General features: G+C 44.7%; 17 protein-coding genes. 11 read left to right on the top strand and 6 right to left on the bottom strand.

The genetic code is table 11. The features are described from left to right. Positions 1-767: 767 nt before the first annotated feature. The 5 genes from rlmD (at position 768) to AM1_RS23830 (ending at position 6856) form a co-directional block, all read left to right on the top strand. The gene (rlmD, locus tag AM1_RS23850) at positions 768-2204 is read left to right on the top strand and encodes a 23S rRNA (uracil(1939)-C(5))-methyltransferase RlmD (protein ID WP_012165484.1); all 1437 of its coding nucleotides are present in this window, start codon (positions 768-770) and stop codon (positions 2202-2204) included. Then, positions 2201-3391, top strand: coding sequence for a sodium/glutamate symporter (gene gltS / locus AM1_RS23845; RefSeq protein ID WP_012165483.1), 1191 nt, complete (start codon positions 2201-2203; stop codon positions 3389-3391). The genes rlmD and gltS overlap by 4 nt, the downstream gene beginning before the upstream one ends. A 131-nt stretch (positions 3392-3522) precedes the next feature. Continuing rightward, positions 3523-4545 (top strand): DMT family transporter, encoded by a 1023-nt coding sequence (locus tag AM1_RS23840; protein WP_012165482.1) that lies wholly within the window; start codon positions 3523-3525, stop codon positions 4543-4545. A gap of 117 nt (positions 4546-4662) precedes the next feature. After that, positions 4663-5421, top strand: coding sequence for a response regulator transcription factor (locus AM1_RS23835; protein ID WP_010477699.1), 759 nt, complete (start codon positions 4663-4665; stop codon positions 5419-5421). Between the two features lie 43 nt (positions 5422-5464). Then, positions 5465-6856, top strand: coding sequence for a sensor histidine kinase (locus AM1_RS23830; RefSeq protein WP_012165480.1), 1392 nt, complete (start codon positions 5465-5467; stop codon positions 6854-6856). A gap of 9 nt (positions 6857-6865) precedes the next feature. Here the strand turns inward: AM1_RS23830 and xth are convergent, their stop codons facing one another. The 3 genes from xth to AM1_RS23815 all read right to left on the bottom strand — a co-directional run bounded on the left by xth (position 6866) and on the right by AM1_RS23815 (position 10061). Further along, positions 6866-7672, bottom strand: a complete 807-nt coding sequence (gene xth / locus AM1_RS23825; protein WP_012165479.1) for an exodeoxyribonuclease III — start codon at positions 7670-7672, stop codon at positions 6866-6868. Positions 7673-8628: 956 nt separating this feature from the next. Continuing rightward, complete coding sequence (gene menB / locus AM1_RS23820) at positions 8629-9462, bottom strand: 1,4-dihydroxy-2-naphthoyl-CoA synthase (RefSeq protein ID WP_010477705.1); 834 nt, start codon at positions 9460-9462, stop codon at positions 8629-8631. 8 nt (positions 9463-9470) lie between these two features. Further along, on the bottom strand, positions 9471-10061 hold the full coding sequence (locus AM1_RS23815) for a VOC family protein (RefSeq protein ID WP_012165477.1): 591 nt from the start codon (positions 10059-10061) through the stop codon (positions 9471-9473). A 219-nt stretch (positions 10062-10280) separates the two neighbouring features. On the opposite strand from AM1_RS23815, the gene ruvC reads away from it, so the two are divergent. Next, positions 10281-10751, top strand: a complete 471-nt coding sequence (gene ruvC / locus AM1_RS23810) for a crossover junction endodeoxyribonuclease RuvC (RefSeq protein WP_012165476.1) — start codon at positions 10281-10283, stop codon at positions 10749-10751. Between the two features lie 215 nt (positions 10752-10966). Here the strand turns inward: ruvC and lepA are convergent, their stop codons facing one another. After that, positions 10967-12778 carry a translation elongation factor 4 gene (lepA, locus tag AM1_RS23805; RefSeq protein WP_012165475.1) on the bottom strand — a complete coding sequence of 604 codons (1812 nt, stop codon included), beginning with the start codon at positions 12776-12778 and terminating at the stop codon, positions 10967-10969. Positions 12779-13346: 568 nt separating this feature from the next. Here lepA and AM1_RS23800 point away from each other — a divergent pair. The 3 genes from AM1_RS23800 (at position 13347) to AM1_RS42295 (ending at position 16008) form a co-directional block, all read left to right on the top strand. After that, positions 13347-13682 (top strand): hypothetical protein, encoded by a 336-nt coding sequence (locus AM1_RS23800; RefSeq protein WP_012165474.1) that lies wholly within the window; start codon positions 13347-13349, stop codon positions 13680-13682. 215 nt (positions 13683-13897) lie between these two features. Continuing rightward, on the top strand, positions 13898-15790 hold the full coding sequence (locus AM1_RS23795) for a M48 family metallopeptidase (RefSeq protein WP_187152902.1): 1893 nt from the start codon (positions 13898-13900) through the stop codon (positions 15788-15790). 59 nt (positions 15791-15849) lie between these two features. Continuing rightward, positions 15850-16008, top strand: coding sequence for a hypothetical protein (locus AM1_RS42295; RefSeq protein WP_012165472.1), 159 nt, complete (start codon positions 15850-15852; stop codon positions 16006-16008). 8 nt (positions 16009-16016) lie between these two features. Here the strand turns inward: AM1_RS42295 and AM1_RS23790 are convergent, their stop codons facing one another. Further along, positions 16017-17483, bottom strand: coding sequence for a TIGR04222 domain-containing membrane protein (locus tag AM1_RS23790; RefSeq protein WP_012165471.1), 1467 nt, complete (start codon positions 17481-17483; stop codon positions 16017-16019). 186 nt (positions 17484-17669) lie between these two features. Beyond that, positions 17670-19121 (bottom strand): tetratricopeptide repeat protein, encoded by a 1452-nt coding sequence (locus AM1_RS23785; RefSeq protein WP_012165470.1) that lies wholly within the window; start codon positions 19119-19121, stop codon positions 17670-17672. Between the two features lie 424 nt (positions 19122-19545). Here AM1_RS23785 and AM1_RS37745 point away from each other — a divergent pair, with 424 nt between their 5' ends. Beyond that, entirely contained in the window at positions 19546-21231 is a 1686-nt protein-coding gene (locus AM1_RS37745; RefSeq protein WP_012165469.1) for a DUF2808 domain-containing protein, read from the top strand. Between the two features lie 727 nt (positions 21232-21958). Further along, entirely contained in the window at positions 21959-23974 is a 2016-nt protein-coding gene (locus tag AM1_RS23775) for an iron uptake porin (protein ID WP_012165468.1), read from the top strand. Positions 23975-24302: the final 328 nt, after the last annotated feature.

The following is a 24302-nucleotide window of genomic DNA, read 5'->3' as shown; positions in this document are numbered from 1 at the left end:
ACGTATTTTCGTTACTACACAACAGAAGTCATGTGTATAGTGCGTAAGTCCTAATTGAGACAAATTCTTCTCGGTCATCTGCATTAGGATTACATAACTCTTCAGGGGCTGCTTTTGCACATAGTGGCTTTAGTTCATCGAACTTGCCATCTGCCCCAGCTTTGATAAATTACTCAACGACCGATTGGGGTGAAGCGTTACCTCCCCCGCAAGCCGTGAGTAATATGACCGCACCAATCATCAGAATTCGTGCAGAAAATTTATTCACCCTAGAGTGCAGGCTCATTACCTTCTTCCTCAATTGTTGTATCGATTAACGCATCCCTTGAACTTGCACTCTAGGGTGAACTAATCTAATGCTTTATCTTTTTACACAAGCAACAAAGCGGTTCACATTTGGGAATAAGAAAATAGTAAGGGGTTAAGGATCCGCTATTCTCCGAATCTTAATATTGTTTGCATAAATAAAATTTAATTGCAGCTCTAAAAAAGATAGAGTAACTTATTTGTTCGTCAAGGGAATAAGTTCAGCAAATAAACGGTACTTATTTCCCTTAAAGTCACTGTTTGGGGAGACATTCATAAATGTTAGTGGGGGAAAAAAGGTAATTAGCCAGATATTCGTATACGATAAAAAGCCTGAATTAACGGAGCTATCACTTTTTTGCCTATATAGCTATGGCAGTGTTAATCAGCCTTGGCCCATTTAGAGCCTCAGCTTAAGACAGCCGCCGTCTTATTTATCCCAATTGTTAGTGCATCAATTTATGCCAGTGGATAACCTTCAAAATGCCCAGGAACAACAACGACCAGAAAGCCATTGGCAACAAGGTAGCCTAGTGGATCTAGAGATTACAGATCTCAGTCCGACTGGAGATGGGGTGGGTCGATGGGGAAACCAAAATCTGGTTGTTTTTGTCCCCAACACCGTACCTGGCGATCACATCACTGTTCGGTTGATTCGGGTTAAACCCAGATATGCCCACGGTCAGCTTCAAAGTATAAAGCAGGCCTCACCTCACCGAGTGCGGCCGCAATGCATTGTGGCTGATAAGTGTGGGGGGTGTCAGTGGCAGCAGGTAGACTACGCCTATCAGTTGGTTGCCAAGCAGAATCATGTGATTCAAGCCCTAGAGCGAATCGGTAAATTCCAGTCCCCTGTTGTCGAGCCAGTGCTGGCTGCTCCATCTCCGATTGAGTACCGCAATAAGGTAACCTATCCCATTGTGTTAAGCCCCAACACCAACCGAGTCCAGGCAGGGTATTACCGCAAAGGGAGCCACAAGCTCATTAATCTCAATCAATGCCCCGTTCAAGATCCTCACTTTAATTCGTTTTTAGCGGAAATTAAAGAAGATATTCAAAAGCAAGATTGGCCCATCTATAACGAACAAAATCATCGGGGTCTGATTCGCCACCTCTCGATCCGCATCGGTCGACGGACGGGAGAAATTCTAATGACGTTGATTATTAATGCCAAACCGAACCAATCTTTATCTGAATTAGTCGATCTAGATGCCCAAGTACAGGAGTGGCTGGAGCGCTATCCCCGACTAGTGGGAATTAGTCTGAACTTCAATCCCCATCGAACCAATCGTATCTTTGGCCATGACTCCACTTGCATTGCCGGTCACCACTATTTGCAAGAAACCTTTGCGGGGTTAACCTTTCAGCTCCGTCATGATACCTTTTTCCAGGTGCATACTGAACAAGCGGAAGTTTTGCTCAATACCCTTTTCGATCACCTTCAGCTTATGGGCAGCGAACAGGTTGTTGATCTGTACTGCGGGATTGGTACTCTTACGCTTCCCCTAGCTCAGCGAGTTAAAGAGATTATTGGGATTGAATTGCAGGCCGCAGCCGTAGACCAAGCCCAGACCAATGCCACCCTTAATCAAATTAGCAACGTAACGTTTGCTGCTGGGACGGCCAAAGCGTGCTTAAGGGAGCTGCCTTTTGTTCCGGATCTGGTGCTGTTAGATCCGCCTCGTAAAGGCTGCCACCAAAGTGTGATTGAACAACTCCTGGCTCTCAAGCCTGCGCAAATCGTCTATGTCAGTTGCCATTCCGCGACCCTTGCTCGGGATTTGAATTTGCTGTGTCAATCAGGACAATATGACTTGACACGAGTCCAACCCGTCGACTTTTTTCCTCAAACGTCCCATGTGGAATGTGTCGCGTTCCTCAATCGGCGGGCTTCATGATTGAGACCGTTGTTGACATTGACTGTTTAACCTTTCTACTAATCAGCATTTTTATTCTTGGGATTGGCATCCTTCTGACCCGCACCCTCCCTCTCCTCAGAACCCTGAATATTCCTGCTGCCGTTTCGGGAGGACTTATTGGCTGTGGCCTGGTGGCCTATGTCAACCTATGCACACCTTGGCATTTACGGTTTGATCTGAGCTTGCGCGACAACCTGCTGTTGATCTTCTTTAGCACGATTGGCCTAGCTGCTCGCTTTAAGCAGCTGAAAGAAGGGGGAAAAACCCTTGCTGCTGTGATTGGGGTGATGATTGCCTTTTTATTCCTGCAAAATGCAGTCGGGATCGGGGTGGCCTGCTTAGTCGGTTGCCCTCCTATTTTTGGACTGCTCGGAGGGACGATTGCCTTTGTAGGGGGTCATGGTACAGCGATCACCTGGGGAACATTGCTTGAGGCCCAAGGGTGGACTGGTGCATTGGAATTTAGCTTAGCAGCTGCCACCTTAGGGCTGATTGTGGGAGGGGTTTTCGCGGGACCCATTAGTCAGCATTTGATTCGCCGGTTTGAGCTGGAGTCCCTATCCCCTCCCCCTGATGTTGTGGCGGAAAGCCCAGTAACGATGCCAACGAGTTTGGAAGGCATGTTTGGGATTGTAATGTTAATTGCGACATCCCTAAGTGTGGGACTGGGAATACATCTGTTCACGCTGGATTGGGGCATTGTTTTGCCCCGATTTTTGCCTATTATGCTGGTGGCTATTCTCCTGATCAATCTCCTAGATTGGGGAAATATTTCGATCAACGATACAGCCCTGTCCTTTTGGAATGACGTTAGCCTGCAGCTTTTCCTGGTCATGAGTTTGATGAACTTGCAAATCCTGTCATGGATGCAAACGGCTGGTCCCTTGCTGATTATTTTGGGCGTCCAAACCCTTTGTGCCGGGCTATTTGCCTATTTTGTGGTGTTTTGGGCTGCAGGTCATGATTATGATGCCAGCGTGATTTGTGCTGGTTTTACGGGAATGGTTCTAGGAGCTATGCCCGTGGGCATGGCAAATATGACCACGATTACCCAGCGCTATGGACCTTCTCCCAAAGCCTTGCTGGTCATTCCTTTATTGGGAGCTTGCTGCATGGATATTGCCAATGCGGTCGTTATTCAATTCTTTTTAATGCTGTCACCATAAAAACACCGCATTGCGCAAGAAATGTATCAAAAAATTACACAATATATATTTTGTTCAGGGGTCTCGTAACATTACATAATAATGGGGATCATTAACCTCGCGACAGCCCACTCTTCACCACTGACTCAATAATGATTACCAAAGACCTAGAGCGGCCTCAGCAGACTCTTGAAACCTTAGAGCGGCCTGCTGATCCACAAGTTCTAGAAGCTCTTTACGAACAACCTGCATCGCAGACTGCATCTATTTTGCCTTTTGCTGCTTTGCTTGCTGCCGTCTGTATTTTGTCGTGTTCAGCAATATTTACCCGGTTAAGTGAAGAAGAGCTAACGGCCAGCGCGACCATTTTTAACCGCTTTTGGATTGCGTCTTTGGCGTTAGGTATGTGGAGCGGCTTCCAACAGTTTCGCCAACCTCCTGCAGAAACCGATCAGACATCCCAATCGATTCAAATTCGTGATTTACTCTGGTTTGGGTGTTTGGGCATCCTGATTTACGGTCGGGCTGGGTCTTGGGCTTGGTCCCTCACCCAAACTAGTGTGGCGAATTCTAATCTCCTCCATAACATGACGCCCTTGTTTGCAACCTTGGGAGGGTGGCTGTTTCTAGGGCATCGCTTTAATCGCCAATTCCTGATGGGGATGAGCTTAGCGATTACTGGAGTGTTAATTATTGGCGTCGGTGATTTCCAGGTCGGTACGAGTGGTCTGGTAGGGGATGGGGCGGCTTTGTTATCTGCCGTTTTCTACGCTGCCAATTTTTTGGTCATTGAAAAACTGCGGACGCGGTTTACCACCACAACCATCATGCTGTCCTCCTGTGTGGTGACTGGGCTGTTGACGATTCCGGTTGTGTTGGTGGGGGGGAATCAGCTATTTCCAACTTCTACAACGGTTTGGCTAGCGGTTATTGCCTTAGGCGTGATTAGCCAAGGATTAGGGCAAGGCCTGCTAGCTTACTGCCTCAAGCAATTTACGTCGGGCTTTGTCTCTGTGTTTATGCTGATGGAACCCTTAATTACGGCTCTTCTAGCTTGGAAAGTGTTTGGAGAGCAGCTCAACGTATTGAATTGGGTTGCCTTCTTTATCATCTTAACGGGGCTATATTTGGCAACGATCAGCAAAGGTGCGGCAAAATCAAGGCCGATTCATTAATTCCCCCAGTAAATCGATAATATTTAGGTTATGCTTCGGTTAAACCCCTTTCAGGTCAACGGTTCCCCGAAGATTCAATGTTAGAATCGGCCTATGGCCGTTTAAGTAAAATTCTGTATGCTATCTGCTGACCCGAATGCGCGTTCGTTTGAGCAACTTCCGACCACAATGGGTCAGATTCTGTTAGTGGAAGATGAAGAAAATATTCGGGAAACTATTGCTCCCGCACTACAAAGTGAGGGATATCGGGTAATCACGGCTGCGGATGGCCAAACAGCCCTGGATGTCATTCAGCTTTTTAAGTCGCGATCGCAGCAGGCATCCACCCTAGACCTGATTATTTTAGATATTATGCTGCCTGGCATTAATGGCATTGATCTGTGCCGGTTTATTCGTCGGGAAGGCTCGACGGTTCCGGTACTGATGTTGAGTGCCAAGGATACGGAAGCCGATCGGGTTGTCGGTCTGGAAGTGGGTGCTGACGACTATCTCACGAAGCCCTTTGGCATGCGGGAACTGATCGCTCGCTGTCGGGCTCTCTTAAGACGACAGCGGCTGAATAATACTGACCCTCAAGGCACCCTGCTCACCTGTCGTGAGATCAGTTTGCATCCTGATGAATGTCGGGTCATGGTGCGAGATGAAGAAGTCAATCTATCGCCCAAAGAATTCAGGATTTTAGAATTATTTATGAGCTATCCCCGGCGAGTGTGGCCAAGGGAGCAGATTCTCGAAAAGATTTGGGGGCCAGACTATATCGGCGATAGCAAAACGGTCGATGTACATATTCGTTGGCTACGGGAAAAAATAGAACTTGACCCCAGTAATCCTGATTACTTAGTCACCATTAGAGGATTTGGCTATCGGTTTGGATAAGAGCGGTTGGAGGGCATCTCAAGCTTAAATAACGGAGAGTCTTGTGCAATTAGTATGGTTCCTTGCAGGATTAGGTCTTGGTCTGGGACTGCTTGCTTGGTCTGCTCGTCATTTCAATCACCAACTGGAACGAATCATTCGTACCCTGCCCAGTGATCCCTATCGGCCGACCCTGTCTCCCTTGAGTCGATTATCTCGGGTTACCCTGCAACTTCAAGATCAACTCCAGCTCAATGAACAAGAGCTGTTGGGATGGCAAGATATTCTGCGCCGAGCCCCGGTTGGATATCTGCAGGTCAATGGTGCTGACAATTTGTATTGGATTAACGAACGAGCTTGCGATCTGTTGAAACTGCAAAGTCGTTCTTGGGACGCTTGGCCCAACCGCCTCCTCCTAGAAGTTGTGCGTTCCATTGAGCTGGATCAATTAATTAGTCAGGTTCGCTCAGGTCAGCAAGAGCATCAAATTGAGTGGATTATGCATCTGTCTGAGCGGGCTCAAGAGTGGCCCCTGAGAGCTTATGGTATTCCTTTGCCAGAAGGTCATGTAGGTGTGTTTATTGAGGATCGAACTGAAACCAAAAATTTGGCTGAGGATCGAGATCGCTGGACTTCAGATGTAGCCCATGAACTGAAGACCCCCCTTACGTCCATTCGCCTCATGGTGGAAACCCTTGAGCCCCGCATTAGTTGGCAACATCGCTCCCATATTGATCGCTTATTGCAAGAGGTCACCCGCCTCAGCGACTTGGTGAAAGATTTACTTGAACTGAGTCGAATTACGTTCAATCAAGCCCAAACTTTGAAACTGCAACCCGTTAATGTCCCCAGTCTGATTCATAAGGCTTGGCTGAATTTGGAACCTTTAGCTCAGCAGCGGAATCTATCTTTGTTTTACCAGGGGGTGGAAGACTGCACTTTAAACGTCGACAAGAATCGACTGTATCGGGTGTTCCTGAATCTGATTGACAATGCGATTAAGTACAGTCCGGTGGATCAGCCCATTATTGTCCAGGTAGAAGTCGTTCAGTCCGCGGAAGAGGGTGAACGGGGGCAACGCCTATGTATCGATATTATTGATACGGGGTCAGGTTTTTCGGCAGAGTCCCTGCCCCATATTTTTAAGCGTTTCTATCGTTCTGATCCCTCCAGAGTGAGAGGGACTGTGCCGATGGGAAATCCTGAGGCAGTGAGTTTGCAACCTCTAGGCACGTCAGATGTTATTCAAGCGACTTCTGTCGCCCTATCAGAACAGGAGCAACCTTCCGCTGTGGCTCCTTTGGGAGGGAGTGGTTTAGGACTTGCGATCGCACAGCAAATCATCCTGGCCCATGGTGGCACCATTCGGGCCCGCAACCATCCCCAAACTGGCGGAGCCTGGCTACAAATTATGTTGCCTTGCCCCCGTTGTTCCATGGCGCCAGAGGTTTCTTAGTTTTCTTACCTATAAGTTTTGAGTATCGATCTCAACCACAACGGGAGCATGATCGCTCGGTTTGGGTAACCGACGAGGGGCTGCGTCAATTGTGCAAGCCGTTGCCTGTTCATATAAGGTTGGCGTTAAATAGTGATGGTCAATCCGCCAACCCTTATTCCGTTGAAAAGAACCTGCCCGATAATTCCACCAGCTAAACTGCTCGGACTTAGAGTTGAACTTTCGGAAGACATCTTCTAATCCAAGCGCCAGAACCTTTTGCAAAGCCTGTCGCTCCCGATCTGTAGACATAATATGGGCCTCCCGCTTGGACGGATCATGCATATCTCGATCGTCTAGAGCAATATTAAAATCACCACAGATGAGAAGATGCTGGGGATCTTGAGATAGCAACTTCTCAACATAGTGATGTAATAGCTCCAACCACTCTAATTTGTAGACATATTTATCACTGTCTATTTCCGAGCCATTGGGAACATAAAGATTTAAAATGCGAACCCCTGGTGAAATGATCCCCGTGATCAGCCGTTTTTGTTGGTCATAGTGCTGGGTCAAGTCTGGACCCAGTAAGGGGGTGAACCCAGAACTGACCTCAGAAAGAGTCGTCCGACTGATTAAAGCCACGCCGTTATAAGCTTTTTGCCCTGAAACATAGACCTGGTAACCTTCTTCTTCAAAAGAGGCTTTCGGGAAGTCTTCATCAATAACCTTCGTTTCCTGCAGACATAAAACATCTATCGATTGGGTATATAACCAATCCAAAACATGTTCCAAGCGTGTTCGGATAGAATTTACATTCCAGCTAGCAATTTTCATCACGTTTTCTTTTCTATTCCTGAAACAAAATCCTTAACAATTTTTTTTCTTGTTTTCGCACAAACTTATGAGAATTAGTAGCCAAATTGACGATAAGTTTTGCGAATCTATACAAAGATACGACTAGGCCAATAGTGAGTTTTTTGACCTTGCTGGCTCCCTGACCGATTCATCAGGGTACCCTAACCATTGCCCCATGTTTGTAATTTATATTTTTTCTGGGAATGCAGACTAGGTCTTTCATTCATCGAACCCGAAGACCTGTTTTAAAGTTTTTTATAGGATTGCTTATGTCAAACATAAAGAAAAGATGAATGCAGCTTTAATGGCAGGGGATCACCTAACAGCTTGCTATTAAAGGTTTTATCGGCCATCCAATGGTACAAACCCGAAATTTGGGAAACCTAATATAAAGAAGGCTAATAACCCACTACAGAAATCCTTAGCAAAACTAAGGAAATGCTTCGAAAGCATTAACAAATATTACGAAGTTTTTCTGTTTATTAAACTACTGATTTTCAACTCACTCTATGAAAAATTTGAGTTCTCCCACCTTTGCCTGCCGCTATTGTCAACATTACTCACCAGAGGGAAGACGAGGCGGACAGTGTCAGCGGCTTGGGGCTCCAGTTCGTGGGGAGTGGAAAGCGTGTTCTCTAATGATCCCAAGTTTTTCTTCTACCATAGAGGTTCTCTCCGTTAGTCATCAACAGAAATCCATTGAACCCTATCAATTAGAGACTGTATCTGCTCGCCGAGTTCTAACCCCAACACTTTAGACGGCATCTATAACCATTGATGCGATTTATCAAAACCTTTAAACCCAGTCTGAGTCTTCAGATCAATTCAAAAACCATTTAAACGTCAGGGAGCAAGTCAAACTTGCTCCCTGAACTGTAATTAGCCAATGCTGACATGGGATGCCGCTCTTCAGCTTAGGATCATCCCATGGCTCATCAAGGCCGCCAAGGAAATTGCCGAAAATTCGGATCGCGTTTTTCGAGAAAGGCATTTTTCCCCTCTGCACTTTCTTCATTCATGTAAAACAACAACGTGGCATTCCCAGCCAATTCTTGAATACCGGCCTGCCCATCACAATCTGCGTTAAAAGCAGCTTTAAGACAGCGGATGGCCAACGGACTTTTCTGTAAAATCTCTTGAGCCCACTGAATCCCTTCCGCTTCGAGTTCTGCGACTGGAACGACTGTATTCACTAAGCCCATCGACAAGGCTGCTTGGGCATCGTATTGGCGGCAGAGAAACCATATTTCTCGGGCCTTCTTTTGGCCCACCACCCGGGCTAGATAGCTCGCCCCAAAACCGCCATCAAAGCTGCCCACTTTGGGGCCTGTTTGGCCAAAAATGGCATTGTCTGCCGCAATGGATAGATCGCAGATCAAGTGCAAGACATGTCCGCCACCAATGGCATATCCTGCGACAAGAGCAATTACGACTTTAGGGATCGACCGAATTAACCGTTGAAGATCGAGAACATTCAGACGGGGAACGCCATCATCGCCGACATAGCCCGCTTCCCCTCGAATACTTTGATCCCCACCAGAGCAAAACGCATATTTACCATCTGTATGGGGACCGGCCCCAGTGAGCAAAATAACCCCAAGGCTCGGGTCTTCTCGAGCGTCGATAAAGGCATCATAAAGTTCAAAAATTGTTTGGGGCCGAAAGGCGTTCCGTTTATGGGGCCGATTAATGGTGATTTTGGCAATGCCGTCAGCTTTGTGATACAGGATATCTTGATAGGATTTGACGGATTGCCAAGAGAAAGACATGACTTGCGCTAATTAGAAACTTCTGCAAATTCTATTACAGCACCTTCGTAGGTCTTAACTAAGAAGTTTAGTGGTTTTTCACGCCGAATCTTATATTTCACATAGCGGGTTTGCACCTTCATCAAAATCTGCTCTAGGCAGTCATGGTCAAAGCAAACATGACGCTGTCTATTTTTGTCCCCAATACTTGCACCACCAATCACATGCAACTGGACATTTTTTTTGAGTTGATACCAAAAGCCATCCGTTCCGCTTAATTGCTGCATAGCTGGTCGGCCAAAGTCCGTAGACATATAGAGAGGATCTATCCCTGATAGGCCTAAGGTTTGCTCATAGTTGTAGTAGTAGTGAAGGGGGACTTCTGCCGTTCGTAACTGCAGCTCTCCTTCAAAAAACTGGCGGGCTAATTCTAGATCTGACACCATCAGAGTATGCACCTTGGGCGCACTCGACAGGAACATCCACATGGCCCCAGCATAGGCAGCTAAAAGCATCACCATTACCCCTTGGGTGGAGAAGAGGCCATCAATGGGTAAAAAAAAGCCCGCAATCAAAGGAGTCTGTAAAGGGATAAGGCTGAGATAGATAGGGAAAGTCATTCCGGTTTCTATGGGTTTCTATAAGGAAGGTAAAAATCAAGCTGAAACAGTACAGACTGCTCCTATACAAGTTGAAGGTCAGTTAATGACATAACGCCTTACTATTATAAGAATCCTAGGATAGAGAATCGAGGCCAATGTGGGGCGTAAACCTATTCTGAAGCCCTCATGACTGTAGCCTATTGTCATACGTTGTGCTTAAAGGCTGCTCTATCAATAGTGACAAAAAAGATTTTGGGTTTAGATCCGGGATTAGCGTCCTTAGGCTTCGGGGTGATTTGTACAGAGTCTGATAACCTTGAACTCCTTGACTTCGGAATTATTCAAACACCAGCCAAAACAGATATTGGGAAACGATTGCAGATTATTTATGAGGACTTACATCAAGTTCTCAACACCCATCAGCCTGATGTGGTGGCGATAGAAAAACTTTTCTTCTATCGTATGGGCAATACGATTTTGGTGGCTCAAGCTCGTGGGGTTGTCTTGCTGGTCTTAGCACAGCATCAGCTTCCCATTATTGAATACACGCCGGCCCAGATTAAGTTGGCTCTAACTGGATATGGCGCAGCAGATAAAGTTGCTGTGCAAGAAGCCGTTGCCAGAGAACTCTGCTTAGATTGCTTGCCTCGGCCAGATGACGCGGCAGATGCTCTAGCAGTTGCCCTGACCGCATGGTTTCAACGATAAGCGCTAATATGCATCAAAATATGGGCTGACGTCCCCCATCAAACTAACTGGATTATAGCCAAAGCATCAAAAAAAATTGATACTGACTCCAAACTTTTTTTGTTTGTAAAGCGCCAAAGCTACCTAAAAATGGGCATCCTGAGTAGGTTGATAAGCCATAGCTGCCCCTAGAAATTATTTGCTAGGGGCTTTCCTGTTCTGGGAGGAAATTGAATTTATTCATCCGTAATCCTCAGAACAGCCATAAAGGCTTCTTGAGGAACATCAACTCTTCCTACGGACTTCATTCGCTTTTTACCTGCCTTTTGCTTTTCTAGGAGCTTGCGCTTTCGAGAAACGTCGCCACCATAGCATTTCGCTAATACGTCTTTCCTAAGCGCTGGAATGCTTTCACTGGCAATCACCTTAGCTCCAATCGCAGCTTGTATCGGAATCTTAAATTGATGTCTGGGAATCAACTCTCGTAGCTTACTCACCAAAGCGCGCCCTGTATAATAAGCCTTATCTCGATGGACAATCGCCGCTAGGGAGTCAACGGGATCGGCGTTAATCAATATATCTAGCTTGACCAGGGGATTTTCACGATAGCCAATCAAATGGTATTCCATGCTGGCATATCCGCGAGAACGAGACTTCATCTGATCAAAGAAGTCAGTGACCACTTCAGCTAAGGGCAACTCGTACACCAGGGTCGTTCGCCCTGGGGTGAGATATTTCATATCCTTGAAGGTACCGCGACGGCTCTGCCCTAGCTCCATCAGAGTGCCGACATATTCTTCAGGGGTAATCATATCGACCTGAACAAACGGTTCCTCGATTTTTTCGCGATGTTGAGGGTCTGGGAGGGAACTAGGGTTATCGATCAGCAAGGTTTCGCCTTTTAGGGTTGTGATCCGATAAACCACCGAGGGAGCCGTAATGATCAAATCCAAGTTATATTCTCGCTCCAAGCGTTCTTGCACGATCTCCATATGTAGGAGGCCTAAGAACCCGCACCGAAACCCAAATCCCATGGCACTAGAGGTTTCTGGTTCATAATTCAACGCCGCATCATTGAGTTTGAGACGTTCTAAAGCATCTCGTAAATCTGGGAATTGATCGGCATCGGTGGGAAACATGCCGCAAAATACCATGGGTTTAGCTTCTACATAGCCAGGTAGTGGTTCAGCTGCTTGGGCTTTGGCTAGGGTAATTGTGTCACCGACTCGGGCATCTTCAACGGCTTTAATCGCAGCAGCAAAGTAACCCACTTCCCCAGCATGCAATTCGTCCACTTGAACTTGGGTGGGGGACAGTACCCCTAATTCATCAACGTCGTATTCCTTGCCGGATGCCATTAGGCGAACGCGATCGCCTTTTTTGACGGTGCCATCCATCACGCGGAAATAAACCACGACTCCTCGATATAGATCGTAATAGCTATCAAAAATCAAGGCTCGCAAAGGCTCTTGAGTTGTATCTTCCGGTGGGGGGACCAAATGGACGATGGATTCCAGAATTTCTGCAATGCCGATTCCGGTTTTGGCAGATGCCAGAATGGCTCCGCTACAGTCCAAGCCAACAATCTCTTCAATCTCTTGCTTGACCCGATCCGGTTCAGCGCCGGGTAAATCAATTTTGTTGAGGACGGGAATGATTTCTAAGTCATGTTCGATGGCGAGATAAACATTGGCTAACGTTTGTGCTTCTACCCCTTGAGACGCATCTACCACCAACAAAGCACCTTCACAGGCGGCCAGAGATCGGGAGACTTCATAGGAGAAATCAACATGCCCAGGAGTATCAATCAAATTAAGGACGTAATCTTCCTTGTCAGATGCTTGGTAGGCCATACGAGCCGCTTGGAGCTTAATCGTAATTCCTCGCTCTCGCTCTAGTTCCATATTGTCGAGAAACTGTTCTTTCATCTCTCGATCTGCCACAGTGCCGGTGGTTTGCAACAGGCGATCCGCTAGGGTCGACTTCCCGTGGTCAATGTGGGCAATGATGGAAAAATTTCGAATACGAGAGACAGGAACATCAGTCATGGAAATTTGGCCAGTCCTTAGCAGAATAATCGCGGCATCTTATGAATGAATTGTAATCCTTCTTAATCCAGTCCACCGAATGGAGCGGGCTAAGGACGTGGGAATTTTTCAAGCAATTCACCACATTCTTCAAAAACCCATTTTTTCTTAAAAATAATGAAATCGTAACATTTAGATTAAATAAATCTTAAGAGAAAGAGGATCTGATCGAATTTTTAGAGTTATGCAATCTTGTTTGGTCAAGACTAACAATGCTTGATTGATTAACGTTATTTGTAAAGAATCAATATTAGCTGTTTTTTAGAACTGGATGGTCAATTAATGTACTTATGTGCTTTGTATATAAAGGCTAGAGACAATTTCTGTGTAAGAAAACTTACCAGATTATTCAACCTCTCTTCAGAAATAAATCCTATCTGTAGGTAGATTCTATGGTATGTAGATTAGGAGGAAATATTTTTTGCTTATCAATAGAAAATAACGCTATACCCGTTCACAGCTTTTTCACGATGGTTCTCTAGAATACAAATATGGTTTGCTTTGAGCAATTTTTCAGTGGAGATATTACATGAGCCTTCATGCCCTTCAAGTCAAATTGAGTAAATTGACGAATCGAAGTCGCTCATATCCTTATCAATGCCTTGCAGCGGGACGCAAGTGGCACCAATATCTTTGGCGAGATGTCAATAATCAGTTTGTGTTAGAGGCCTCGCCGGATCAAAGTCTTTATTACATGACGACCCAAAGAGACGGTGTCAAGCCTGGAGACTATATTGAGATCTCTGGTTTGGGCAGCGCTAGTCACTACCAGATTATTCAGCTAGAGCGTTATTGCGATCCACCCGATATGTGGATGGCTACCTTACGAAAGCTGACTCTAAACTTTGGATATAGCCAGGTATAAAATAATTTTCATCCATTTAAGAGCATATACTTAGGAAATCTGAGTGGCCCATTGGATGGGGTTGTGATGATCTCTCTATCTCTGTTGACTGTCTTGACCCAATGCTGGTGTAGATCGCGCTTTAGAAGAGAGCATTCGTTGCCGTTAATATTATAGGCAGTATGGCCTTCGTTGCTTTTAGATCCTGTCTGTTTCTGACCGTTGTTAGTTCCCTTGTGAGTGGAGCTACGAATGGGGTAGCGATTGAGCAGGTTAAATTATTGCCTGTCTTATCAGAAGCTTCAGAGATCAGTTCGCGCCAACCATCCAAACATATCCATTTATCTTCTCCACCCTGGAGTCAGCCTGATAGTTCAACCTCGACTTTAGCTGTAGCTCAGGCCAATCGTAATCTATCTCAGCCTGAAGAGACAGCCGATGCTCCCTCCGAACCATCCTTAGCTGAACCTGGTGAAGCATCTGATCAGATAGATACGGGGTTTGATAAAGGTGAGGCAGATGATCAAACATTAAAGTCTCCGGAGGAAGAAGCTAGGCTAAAGGTGTTGATCGAGGCTGATCGGCTGTATCAATCGGGTCAAATCGAAGCTGCTACAGCTCTCTATCAGCAGGTGAAACGCCCATTCTCAGATCGTGCAATGGCTGAACCTCCAGCTGAGCCGATACAGGATCCAGCCCAATTGCCACCTGGTGGGCGGGTGTATTGGCGAGAAGCCCAAGCCGGTTCGGAACTCCAGCTAAAAACAAGAATTTTTGTGCCCCTGAGACTGCTGGTGAAGGAGTATCCCGAATTTGTACCTGGGCATTTACGACTGGCAGAGGAACTGGTTGCGGATGGCAAAGATGATGAGGCTTTAGGGGTAATGGCGCGGGCTGCTGCGCTTTATCCCAATCAACCTGAGTTGCAAAAAGGACTCATGCAACAGCAAACTCGGGCTAAACAATGGCTAGAGGCTTCGATCACGGCCCGCCAGTTTTCGCTATTGAATCCAGATCATACAGAAGCCTCGGAGTTTGTACGCTTATCGGAAGAGTATCAGGATCGGTTCCGGGCCCGTCTGCGTACACAGATTACGAATAATACGATTGGTAGTTTTATCACAGGGGCTTTGGGGATTGCGATTACAGGGAGCCCGATACCTGGTTTGTCCGCTTTGCAGACTTCTATTCTGTTGTTGAGGGGAGAGTCGGCAGTGGGAGATGCGATCGCAGATCGTGCCAAACGCCAACTCCCTCTGATTGAAAACCCAGAAGTTCAAGCCTATGTGGATCGAATTGCCCAAAAACTAACGCCAATAGCCGGACGGGAATTCAATTATCAGTTTTATGTCGTCAACAATGAGAAGCTCAATGCCTTCGCATTACCAGGAGGGAAAATCTTTATTAATGGCGGCGCCATCCTCAAAAGCAACTCGGAAGCTGAGTTAGCGGGATTAATTGCCCATGAACTGTCCCATGCAGTCCTCTCCCATGGATTTCAAATTGCCACGGAGAGCGCTGAAGCTGGTGGACTGACTCGATTAATCCCTTATGTCGGTGGATTATTTACTAGCGTAGTAGTGGCTGACTATAGCCGGGAGATGGAACGACAGGCAGATGTTTTAGGAACTCGCTTGTTAGCATCTGCGAACTATGCAGCAGATGGTCTTCGCAATTTGATGGTGACCTTAAGTAAGGAAGATAAACCCTTTGTTGCCCCGTGGTTCTCGACTCATCCGGGTAGTCTGGAGCGGGTTCAGTACCTCGAAACTTTAATTACGGATAATGGCTATAATCGCTATGCCTATGAAGGTATTGAGGAGCATCAGCGGATTCAAGCGTTGGTGCGAGCCGAACTAAAAAAAGCCAAGGAGGAGGAACAATCAGCAGAATCTTCGGATCAATCTGAGAGTGATACCCCTCCAACCGATAGCGATACCAAAAACGATACCAACTCTGATACGGAATCGAAATCCCCTGCTACTTCCCCACCAAAAGGGGTTCCATCAGTCGAAGAACCACAAACTAACCCTAAGGAGAATACACCTAAGTCATCTGTAGAAGATCCAACCTCTGATCCGGTTTTAACAAATCAACCAGCAACGACTGAGCCATCAGAGCCAAAATAAAGAACCGACTTGAACTCACTTACATTGAAGTTGCAAACCTGCAGTAACCGAGGGGAAGTATGCCTGCTGTTGTTTTTATTGTCCTTTTAGCAATTAGCATTCAAATCACCAAAATGATGCTGTTTTGGCCCATTGATGCCTTTCACGCTCTGAGCATTCCCAAGCTGTTAACGGCGGGTCTAGTTCTTGGTCTTTTTGCCTGGCTGTTTGGAGAATAGCTAAAAACTTAACCTCCCCCGCAGCCCCCACAACCGCCTCCACAACCGCCTCCACAGCCTCCCCCACATCCACTACCACACCCTCCCCCACAGTTGCCACCGCCTCCAATAGAATTGCTAAATCTGGGTTTAGGTACTAAGACTTTGCCTATATCTGCCAACGAACTTCCAGCCAATACGCTCGAACCAAATAAAGCAAAAGCCATTACATGTTCCGGTAAGCTTTGGGATGATTCTTCAGCTTTTGTATTCCGTCTAAAGTGTGAGTATTGTGTCCGTAAGGCATTGAGAAGACGGTTACCCAATCGGCTGCGATAAAGGAATCGCTCGGCTAGAAACATAAAGCCTATATACAGCAACGCCAAACATAACAGCATAAGGTAGCCAATCGGTTTATGACGTTCAATCCCAATGAAACATTTACCGGCTCCCAGTAACAGAACTGTAAAGATTACACTTGCAGGATAGAGTCGAAACTGTTTGGATTGTCTCTCATTTAAAAGAATGCCCCGGCCTTCAAGATCTTGAGAAATTTCCATGGCGATCGGTAGAACAGATGTTTGAACATGCTCGATGTTGTTATCCGTTGCAATCGCTTGCTGAATCGCCTGTTCCAAAGCATGATTGCTTTCATGGGAGTTTGCTAGTAACTCTAAAGATCGAGACTGCTTGTCTAGCTGTACTTGCCCCCGCTGCACAAGATTTACAATTGCAGTATTAACAGCTCGATAACTCCCCTCCGCTAGATATGCGGCCTCATAGATATCAAGTTTTGGTGAAGCAGAGCCAATGGGTTCAGGTTGTTGCAGATGGAAACGCAGGCTCAGTGCAGTGGCGATACCCACTGCTATGACCACAAGGTAAAAGCGAAGAAACTCAGGGCCATTAAAGTTAAGAGGATTCCACGTATTTATGGACGACAGAGGCGTATAAGCCGTTAACCCCAGCAGTACAATCGCACAAGGAATAAGCCAACTCAGGTTGAGAGTCGACCAGAGTTTTGGCAGAATCCATGAAGAATTGGTATCGACTCGGACGAAGGCAGTGTGGGTTTTAAATCGCTCTTCAGGGGATGGCCAGATGTTGCTGGGAGGTTCGCCAAAGAAGGTTACATAGCTGCTAAGGGTTTTTGCATACCAATCCTGAAATTTTGCCTGTTCTGTTCTCCCTCCTTGGGTCGGACCATGATGGAGGGATTGCTGCAAAATGTTGGGGCAAAACTCATCCCAATAAGAGTGGGTGTAAAGCAGGTGTAGATGCCAGACTTGATCAACAGGATCAGAAGGGGCAACGGGATGATCAGCCACAACTGCTAAAAAAGTGAACTTTTTGTACTCGCTGATGGCTTGTTGAGTTTGGTCAATCGACCAACCATTTTCCTGGGCCAAGCGCTGACTAAATGGAAATTCACTATTAGAGTGATCGACTGAAAAGGCTTTAATCCTTTTATAGAGGGCTTTCTGATCAGTATTCATACCCCCTCCCGGAATAATTTTACAATCCCAGGCTAACCCACACTTCTAGAAATGACTTTAATACCAGCTAAAAAAGGATTCTGAGATTCCCACAACACCTTAATTGGATAGTTTTACGTTCACAGTATTAGATTGATGTTTATGACCGAATCGAACTACAAACAATAAGCATATCGAAACAAGTGTCTATTGTTTTTCTCCTAATTTTGTCTGTTTTAATTCTGAAGCTTGGCGATAGAATTCAATAGCTTTTTGATACTGACCAAGAGAATCATACGTGTTACCCAAGCTGTTCAATGAAGAAACTTCAACTTTATAATCGCCAAGCTGCCGAGCAACTGATAAGGACTGCTGATAGTATTCAAGTGCTTTTGCATATTGACCTAATGCATAGGTAGCATTGCCTAAATTATGCAAAGAATTTACCTCGATTGCTTGTTCACCCGTTTGACGAGCAATGGTCAAGGACTGTAAGTAATATTCAATTGCCTTTGGGTATTTTTTTAAAGAATATGACACAAGCCCCAGATTATTGAGAGTTTTTACTTCACTTTTTGTATTGCTAAGTTGGCGAGTGATAGCCAAAGCTTGTTGATAGTATTCCAAAGCTTTTTGGTATTTTTCCAGAGAATATGATGCAAGCCCCAGATTATTGAAAGCCTTTGCTTCACTTTCTTTGTTACCGAGTTTACGTGTAACTTCTAAAAGCTTTTGATAGTATGCCGTTGATTTTTCGAATTCGCCTAACGAAAAAAAGACATTGCCGATGTCGTTTAAAACTTTAGCCTTAGCTTCATTATCTGTCTTGCCAATGAGTGCTAACAGTTGCTGGTACTGTTCAATTGCTTTAGAGTATTGACCGACTGAAGTATAAGCATTTCCTAAGTTAGAAAATAGGGTTGTGTCTTGCTTCGCACTATTTCTAATAGCAATAAATTTTTCATAAAAATCTATCGATTTCTGATACTCACCCAATGCATATGCTGAATTTCCTAGATTGTTAAGGGCTTTTGCTTCAGCCTCACGATTACCGGTCTTTTTCTGGAGTTCTAAAGATTTGAGATAATACCTAAAAGCTTCTCTATATCCTTGATTTGCATATGAAGCATTGCCCAGGTTATTTAATATGTCAGCTTTAATATTTTCAATACTACCTTGATTGGCAGTGATTAATGATTTCTTGTGATAGCTAATGGCCTTGAGATATTGCTTTTGTGAGTAATAAGCTAAACCCAAATTGTTGAGTAAATTAGCTTCAGAATTATGGTCTCCAATTTTTTGTGCAATTGCTAGTGACTGTCCATAGAACTCAATAGCCTTGTTGTGCTGGCCTAAATTAGAGTAGGTAAGCCCTAGATTGTTCCGAGTCTTTAGTTCACCGTCATCACTCTTGAGAGCTTGGTAAATTTTTAGTGCTTTTAACCATGATTCTAAGGCAGCTTGGTATTGGCGAACTTCAAACTGCTTAATACCTTGCTGAAAAAGGTAATTAGCATTTGAATTTTGTTCTCCTGAAAGAATTGATTGCGATAAAAGGGGTTCAGCTGTTGCTGGTTCAATAGCAACGATGTTGCATGCAATCAATCCAAGTAAAAATGCTGATGGTGTTCTGTAGAGTAGTCTAGGAACATAGCTCATTTCTACTGTTCTCCTAAAGCAATTGTATTTTATTCTTCTAATTTATCTTTACTATTAGGTGAGTCTGGTTGACCTTAACTGGATAAAGGATCTTCGGTAGCGATCACTGATATGTGTTAACAGTAACAATGGGAAAATTCTATATTTAAGGCATTTAAAATACTAAAATATTTATTTGATCATGTGCTTTCTTCCGTAGGCAAGGAAGTAGTTGTTGTTTTGTTGAATTTGAATTAAATAAGATTAAATCTTACACGATTAGCACTAAATAGTCTCTATAATTAAATTTTGGATAATGTACTTTCGTCACTATCCATTGATATCTTTAATATCTATTGGCTATGCTGGGAATTATCTTAAAGTGATGCAAGGTAAACTATAAACTGCATTTGAAAAATGCCCAACTCTAGCACTAACTAATTTAATGATGTGTTTATCCATTCTACCGACAACACTTTTGGGCATAGTGATTGCAGCGACTCAACCTTATGTAATTGCGGCAAATAAACAAGCAGATGTTTATCGTTTAGCTAAACAAAGCACAATTCTGATCGATGGGCAAAATCCTGGTTCCGGCGTCATTATTGGTAAACAAGGAAATATCTACTTTGTTCTGACTGCTGAGCACGTTATCGAAACAGAAGATGAATATGAGATAGTGACACCTGATGGTGCAAGATATCGCTTGGATTACAACACTGTTAAAAAGTTACCCAATGTTGATCTTGCTATTGTGTCATTCACAAGTGATAAAAGTTATTCCCAAGCGAAAATGGGAAATTCCGATAATGTCACAGAAGGGGATAAAGTATTCATTGCTGGTTGGCCTGCACCAGGAAAAGCTCTACCTCACGTTTATCAAATAACCAGTGGAGAAATCTCAGGTATTTGCCCTAGACCCGTTGCTAGAGGCTATCGGTTAATCTATACAAATGTCACTCGTGCCGGGATGAGTGGTGGACCTATTTTTAATGAGAGCGGTGAAGTCATCGGTATCCACGGGTTGGCTGAGGGCAGAGAGGTATACCAGTCAGGATATGAAGAATACCCCATTAAAACTGGATTTAATCTTGGTATTCCGATCAACACATTTTCTAGAGCAGCTAAACGAATAGATACCAATATTGCTCAATTGCCTAATTCTCCTAATTCGGTATCAGTACGTCCAAAAGTTACGACTCAACCAGCTCAAATATCTCCTTCTACCGCTTCTCAAACGCCACCTGCTCCTCTGCAAACTACGGCTAAGCCAGCTCAGCTCCCCACCACACCACAAGCACCACCTGCTCCTCTGCAAAATACAGCTAAGCCAGCTCAGCTCCCCACCACACCACAAGCACCACCTGCTCCTCTGCAAAATACAGCTAAGCCAGCTCAACTCCCCACCACACCACAAGCACCACCTGCTCCTCTGCAAACTACAGCTAAGCCAGCTCAACTCCCCACCACACCACAAGCACCACCTGCTCCTCTGCAAACTACAGCTAAGCCAGCTCAACTCCCCACCACACCACAAGCACCACCTGCTCCTCTGCAAACTACAGCTAAGCCAGCTCAGCTCCCCACCACTTCCATAAGTCCAAAGATTCAACCGAATCCAACAACTAAGTTAGCTGAATTACTGGATGCTCCCCAGATTCCACCTAAAACGCGCGGTCCACAACTTTCGTTTGCCCAAGCACCTAGATTAGTTAGCTCGCAATCAACAAGTAAAAATGCCAAAGAATTAGGTGCAACTTATTACTTCACAATTGATGTTCCAGCATCAGCCAAATTACCACTTCAGCAAATTAACTTAACTCTTAAGCAGGGCGTTGAATATCCAAGATTTAAAGCTAAAGCAGTAAATGCTTTTGAAGGAACACCAAGAAATAAAGGCACAAAATTACCTCTAGGACTTATCGTTACAGACCCTCCCACCAGAACTCTCACTGTTGTTTTTAATTCACCAGTAGTACCTGGGAAAGGAGTTACTATCGCCGTTCGACCCGTTAGAAATCCTTCAGTTGGTACTTATCAATTTGAGGCAACTGCTTTCCCAGAAGGAGAAACTGCTAAAGGGCAGTTTGCAGGCATTGGAAGATTCGATTTTTACAGAAGTTCCAAGTAATTAAGGGATCCCAATGGCTCCCTGGCACATCTATCTATGCTGAATCCGAGTTCTTTAATAGGTGTTGGATTCACCTACCAAAGGAATCGATTCTCAGGTGAAATAAATGGCCAAATCTGAGCATGACATCCAGAATTACAACATCTGCTCAAGATAGAACTTCTAACACTCAATGTCAGGCAAGTGAATTTCGAAGCCTGTCAGAGCCTTCATTATGAGTGTAATCAAACTGAGTTCGGTATAAGCTGAAAACCTTATTCTTGCGTAAGCTGCACCATGCATTCTTTCAAGAAAATGCTTTAAAGAAGAGCGTAATCCTAGCTGAGATTAAATTAGGTTGCAATAGAGTAAGTTCTTAAGAATACTTTTATGTTTTTTCAACAAATGTCGTTTTGGTGGTTATCAGGGATATCAAAATATTTGATAAATATAAATTCTTCTCTCAGAATAGCTCTATTTTTGTTTACCTAAAAAGCAGCATAAATCCAAGTTTACCTTAATTATTCTCCTAATTACTCCTTGAATCTCGTTCATCTTCAAAATAATTATTTCCAAGCCTAGCACTAAGTCAATCCATCCTTTTACACAACTTAAACATCGCGAAACTGTTATTAATTCGTGATTCCAGGCTAAGCTCCTCACCCCATGCGAGGAGCTTAGCTTCAAAGCATACAAAATACTGACAAAATAAGTTAGTTAAAAATTAATGGTGTGAGAAAGTAAAATTATGCAGAAAAATATCCACAAAAAGGTTTATGCTAGAACATTCTTTTTGGGGCTTGCGATTGCGGCAGGAGAATTAAGCGTAAACGCAACTCCAATAACATCACTAAATAGCGGTCAACAGAATTCTCCTATTGTTGCTGAGTCTGGGAATTTTCCTAAGTCGAAATTTTTTCAACCTATCCAAATTGCTAATGCAGAAGAATTAACCATTAATGAGCTGCTGGGATCAGGGTCAAACAAGACTTACCAAGGTGATCGTAGTCTTCATGATCTGGAAGATAATTCACAAGCTCAGGTTACTGCTGTAGGCCAACTGAGCGATGTAGATCCAACAGACTGGGCTTTTCAAGCGATTCAATCCTTAGTTGAGCGATACGGCTGTGTTGCCGGATATCCGAATGGAACATTTAGGCCCAGCCGCGCTATTTCCCGCCGTGAAGCTGCTGCTTTGGTTAATGCGTGTTTAGATAATCTCAGCAATCGTTTTGCCACTAAGGAAGATTTAGATGCGCTCAAAGCACTTCAAGATGAGTTTGCTGCAGAACTCGCCACATTAAGAGGACGTGTTGATGGATTGGAAGCACGGGTAGCAACGGTTGAAGCCCAGCAATTTTCAACAACCACCAAACTACAGGGTGAGGTGGTTATGGCCGCTCAATTTGGGGACTTTGTTAGTAACGCTCAAAATACATTTCCTGTTCCAAGGGCAATCCCTAATGGGAATGCTCCTGGGCTAGTCGCAACCAATTCCCTGAACCCTTTACAACCCACGAATCTAACTACGATTAGTGACTCTCGGCCATCGGCAATTGCCCGAGTTCGGCTTAACTTTAACACCAGTTTTTACGGCGATGATTTGCTCCAAACTCAGTTCGAATTTGGGAATGGGGGGTTAGACTTTTTCTCAGCAGCAGGGCTTAACTCTCCCGTATCTAATGGAATCGGGGGTCCCTTGGGCAATCCTGGACCATTTGTAGGAGGGGATCCAAACCCGTTCCCCGTTCCACGTGTTGTGGGTGGTACTTCACCAGGCAATAATCTTGGGGTTTCACTGGTTGACTTAGGGGCTGTTGACTACGCCGGACTGAGAAATGGTGTAGTCTTGCGTCGATTAGCATATAGCTTTAAACCCATTGGTCAGGATGTAACTCTTACGGTGGGGACAAACATGTTCCCGAGCGATTTTATCGATAGCAATAGTTATGCCAATAATTCTGCCCAGGATTTCAACTCTGGATTTTTCATCAATAACCCTTTAATCATTGCCAACTCTACGGGATTTTCTGCTGGAAACTGGGTCCCAGGTGGTGCTGGTGCGGCTGTTGATTGGAATGTTAACGGTGGACCAGTTAGTTTCCGGGCTCTCTATATTGCTAGAGATGGAAAGATTGCCGGACGAAATCCTGGTAGCGCTTTATGTGATCCTGCTTTTCCGTGTACTGGTGGATTATTTGGCGATCCTTATCAGGCTTCCGCTGAATTAGAGTATGCCGATACTTGGGGAGAGGAAGCTCAGAATAATTTTGCGGTTCGATTGCAATATACCCATTCAGAGACGAATAACGTTCGACAGAATGCCCTTGGTGCTAATGTTGAGGCAACTTTTAACCGCCGATTTGGGATCTTTGGTCGGATCGGCTATTCGATTGATCCACAGATTGTAGTTAACACAGTCACTGGACAACGAGGCGATCTATTTAACCCTGATCCCAATAATGCATTCGGTACTGGTATAGGAAATACTGGTATTAGTAACTACATCCTAACCTGGATGGGTGGTTTAGGCATTCGGGATCTTGGCGCACCGGGTTCTTTACTTGCCGTTGCTATAGGTCAACCCTTTGTCGTTGCTGGTGATGGTCAACCTTCTCAAACTAACTTTGAAGCGTTTTATCGATTTTCGATTAACGACAATATTACTCTGACACCAACTGTGATGTTTATTTCAAACCCCTTTAATTTAAGTGGCAATAACGATGTCATTCAGGGGCTACTTCGGGCAACGTTCTCTTTTTAAGAAAGACCCATGGGTTTGAGGAGTAAGCCTTTCATTGGAATTAGAACATATGGAACGGGCGTTCTTTACGGTTCTTTCTTGAGAAGCTAAGACACCTTTAATATCAAAGATTCAAACCTGTGTTTAGGGAAGACCTGCCTGAGATACTGGTTAGGTTTTCGTTAACCTCTCCCGATTGTCAGATTGATTGTAAACCCTGTGGGATGGAGTCTCATAGGGTTTACAGTTTGTTTTTGGATCGTTACTTTTGTTACTTATGGTAGCTGGGCTCATTCTTTGAAAAGGAGAAGAGTCCTGTTGAGAAGGCGAAACAACTAAGATAAATTGA

It is taken from the genome of Acaryochloris marina MBIC11017, from assembly GCF_000018105.1.
GTDB classification, from domain to species: Bacteria; Cyanobacteriota; Cyanobacteriia; order Thermosynechococcales; family Thermosynechococcaceae; genus Acaryochloris; species Acaryochloris marina.
Note: the sequence above shows the minus strand (reverse complement) of the source record. Positions and strands in the feature narration are given on the sequence as shown.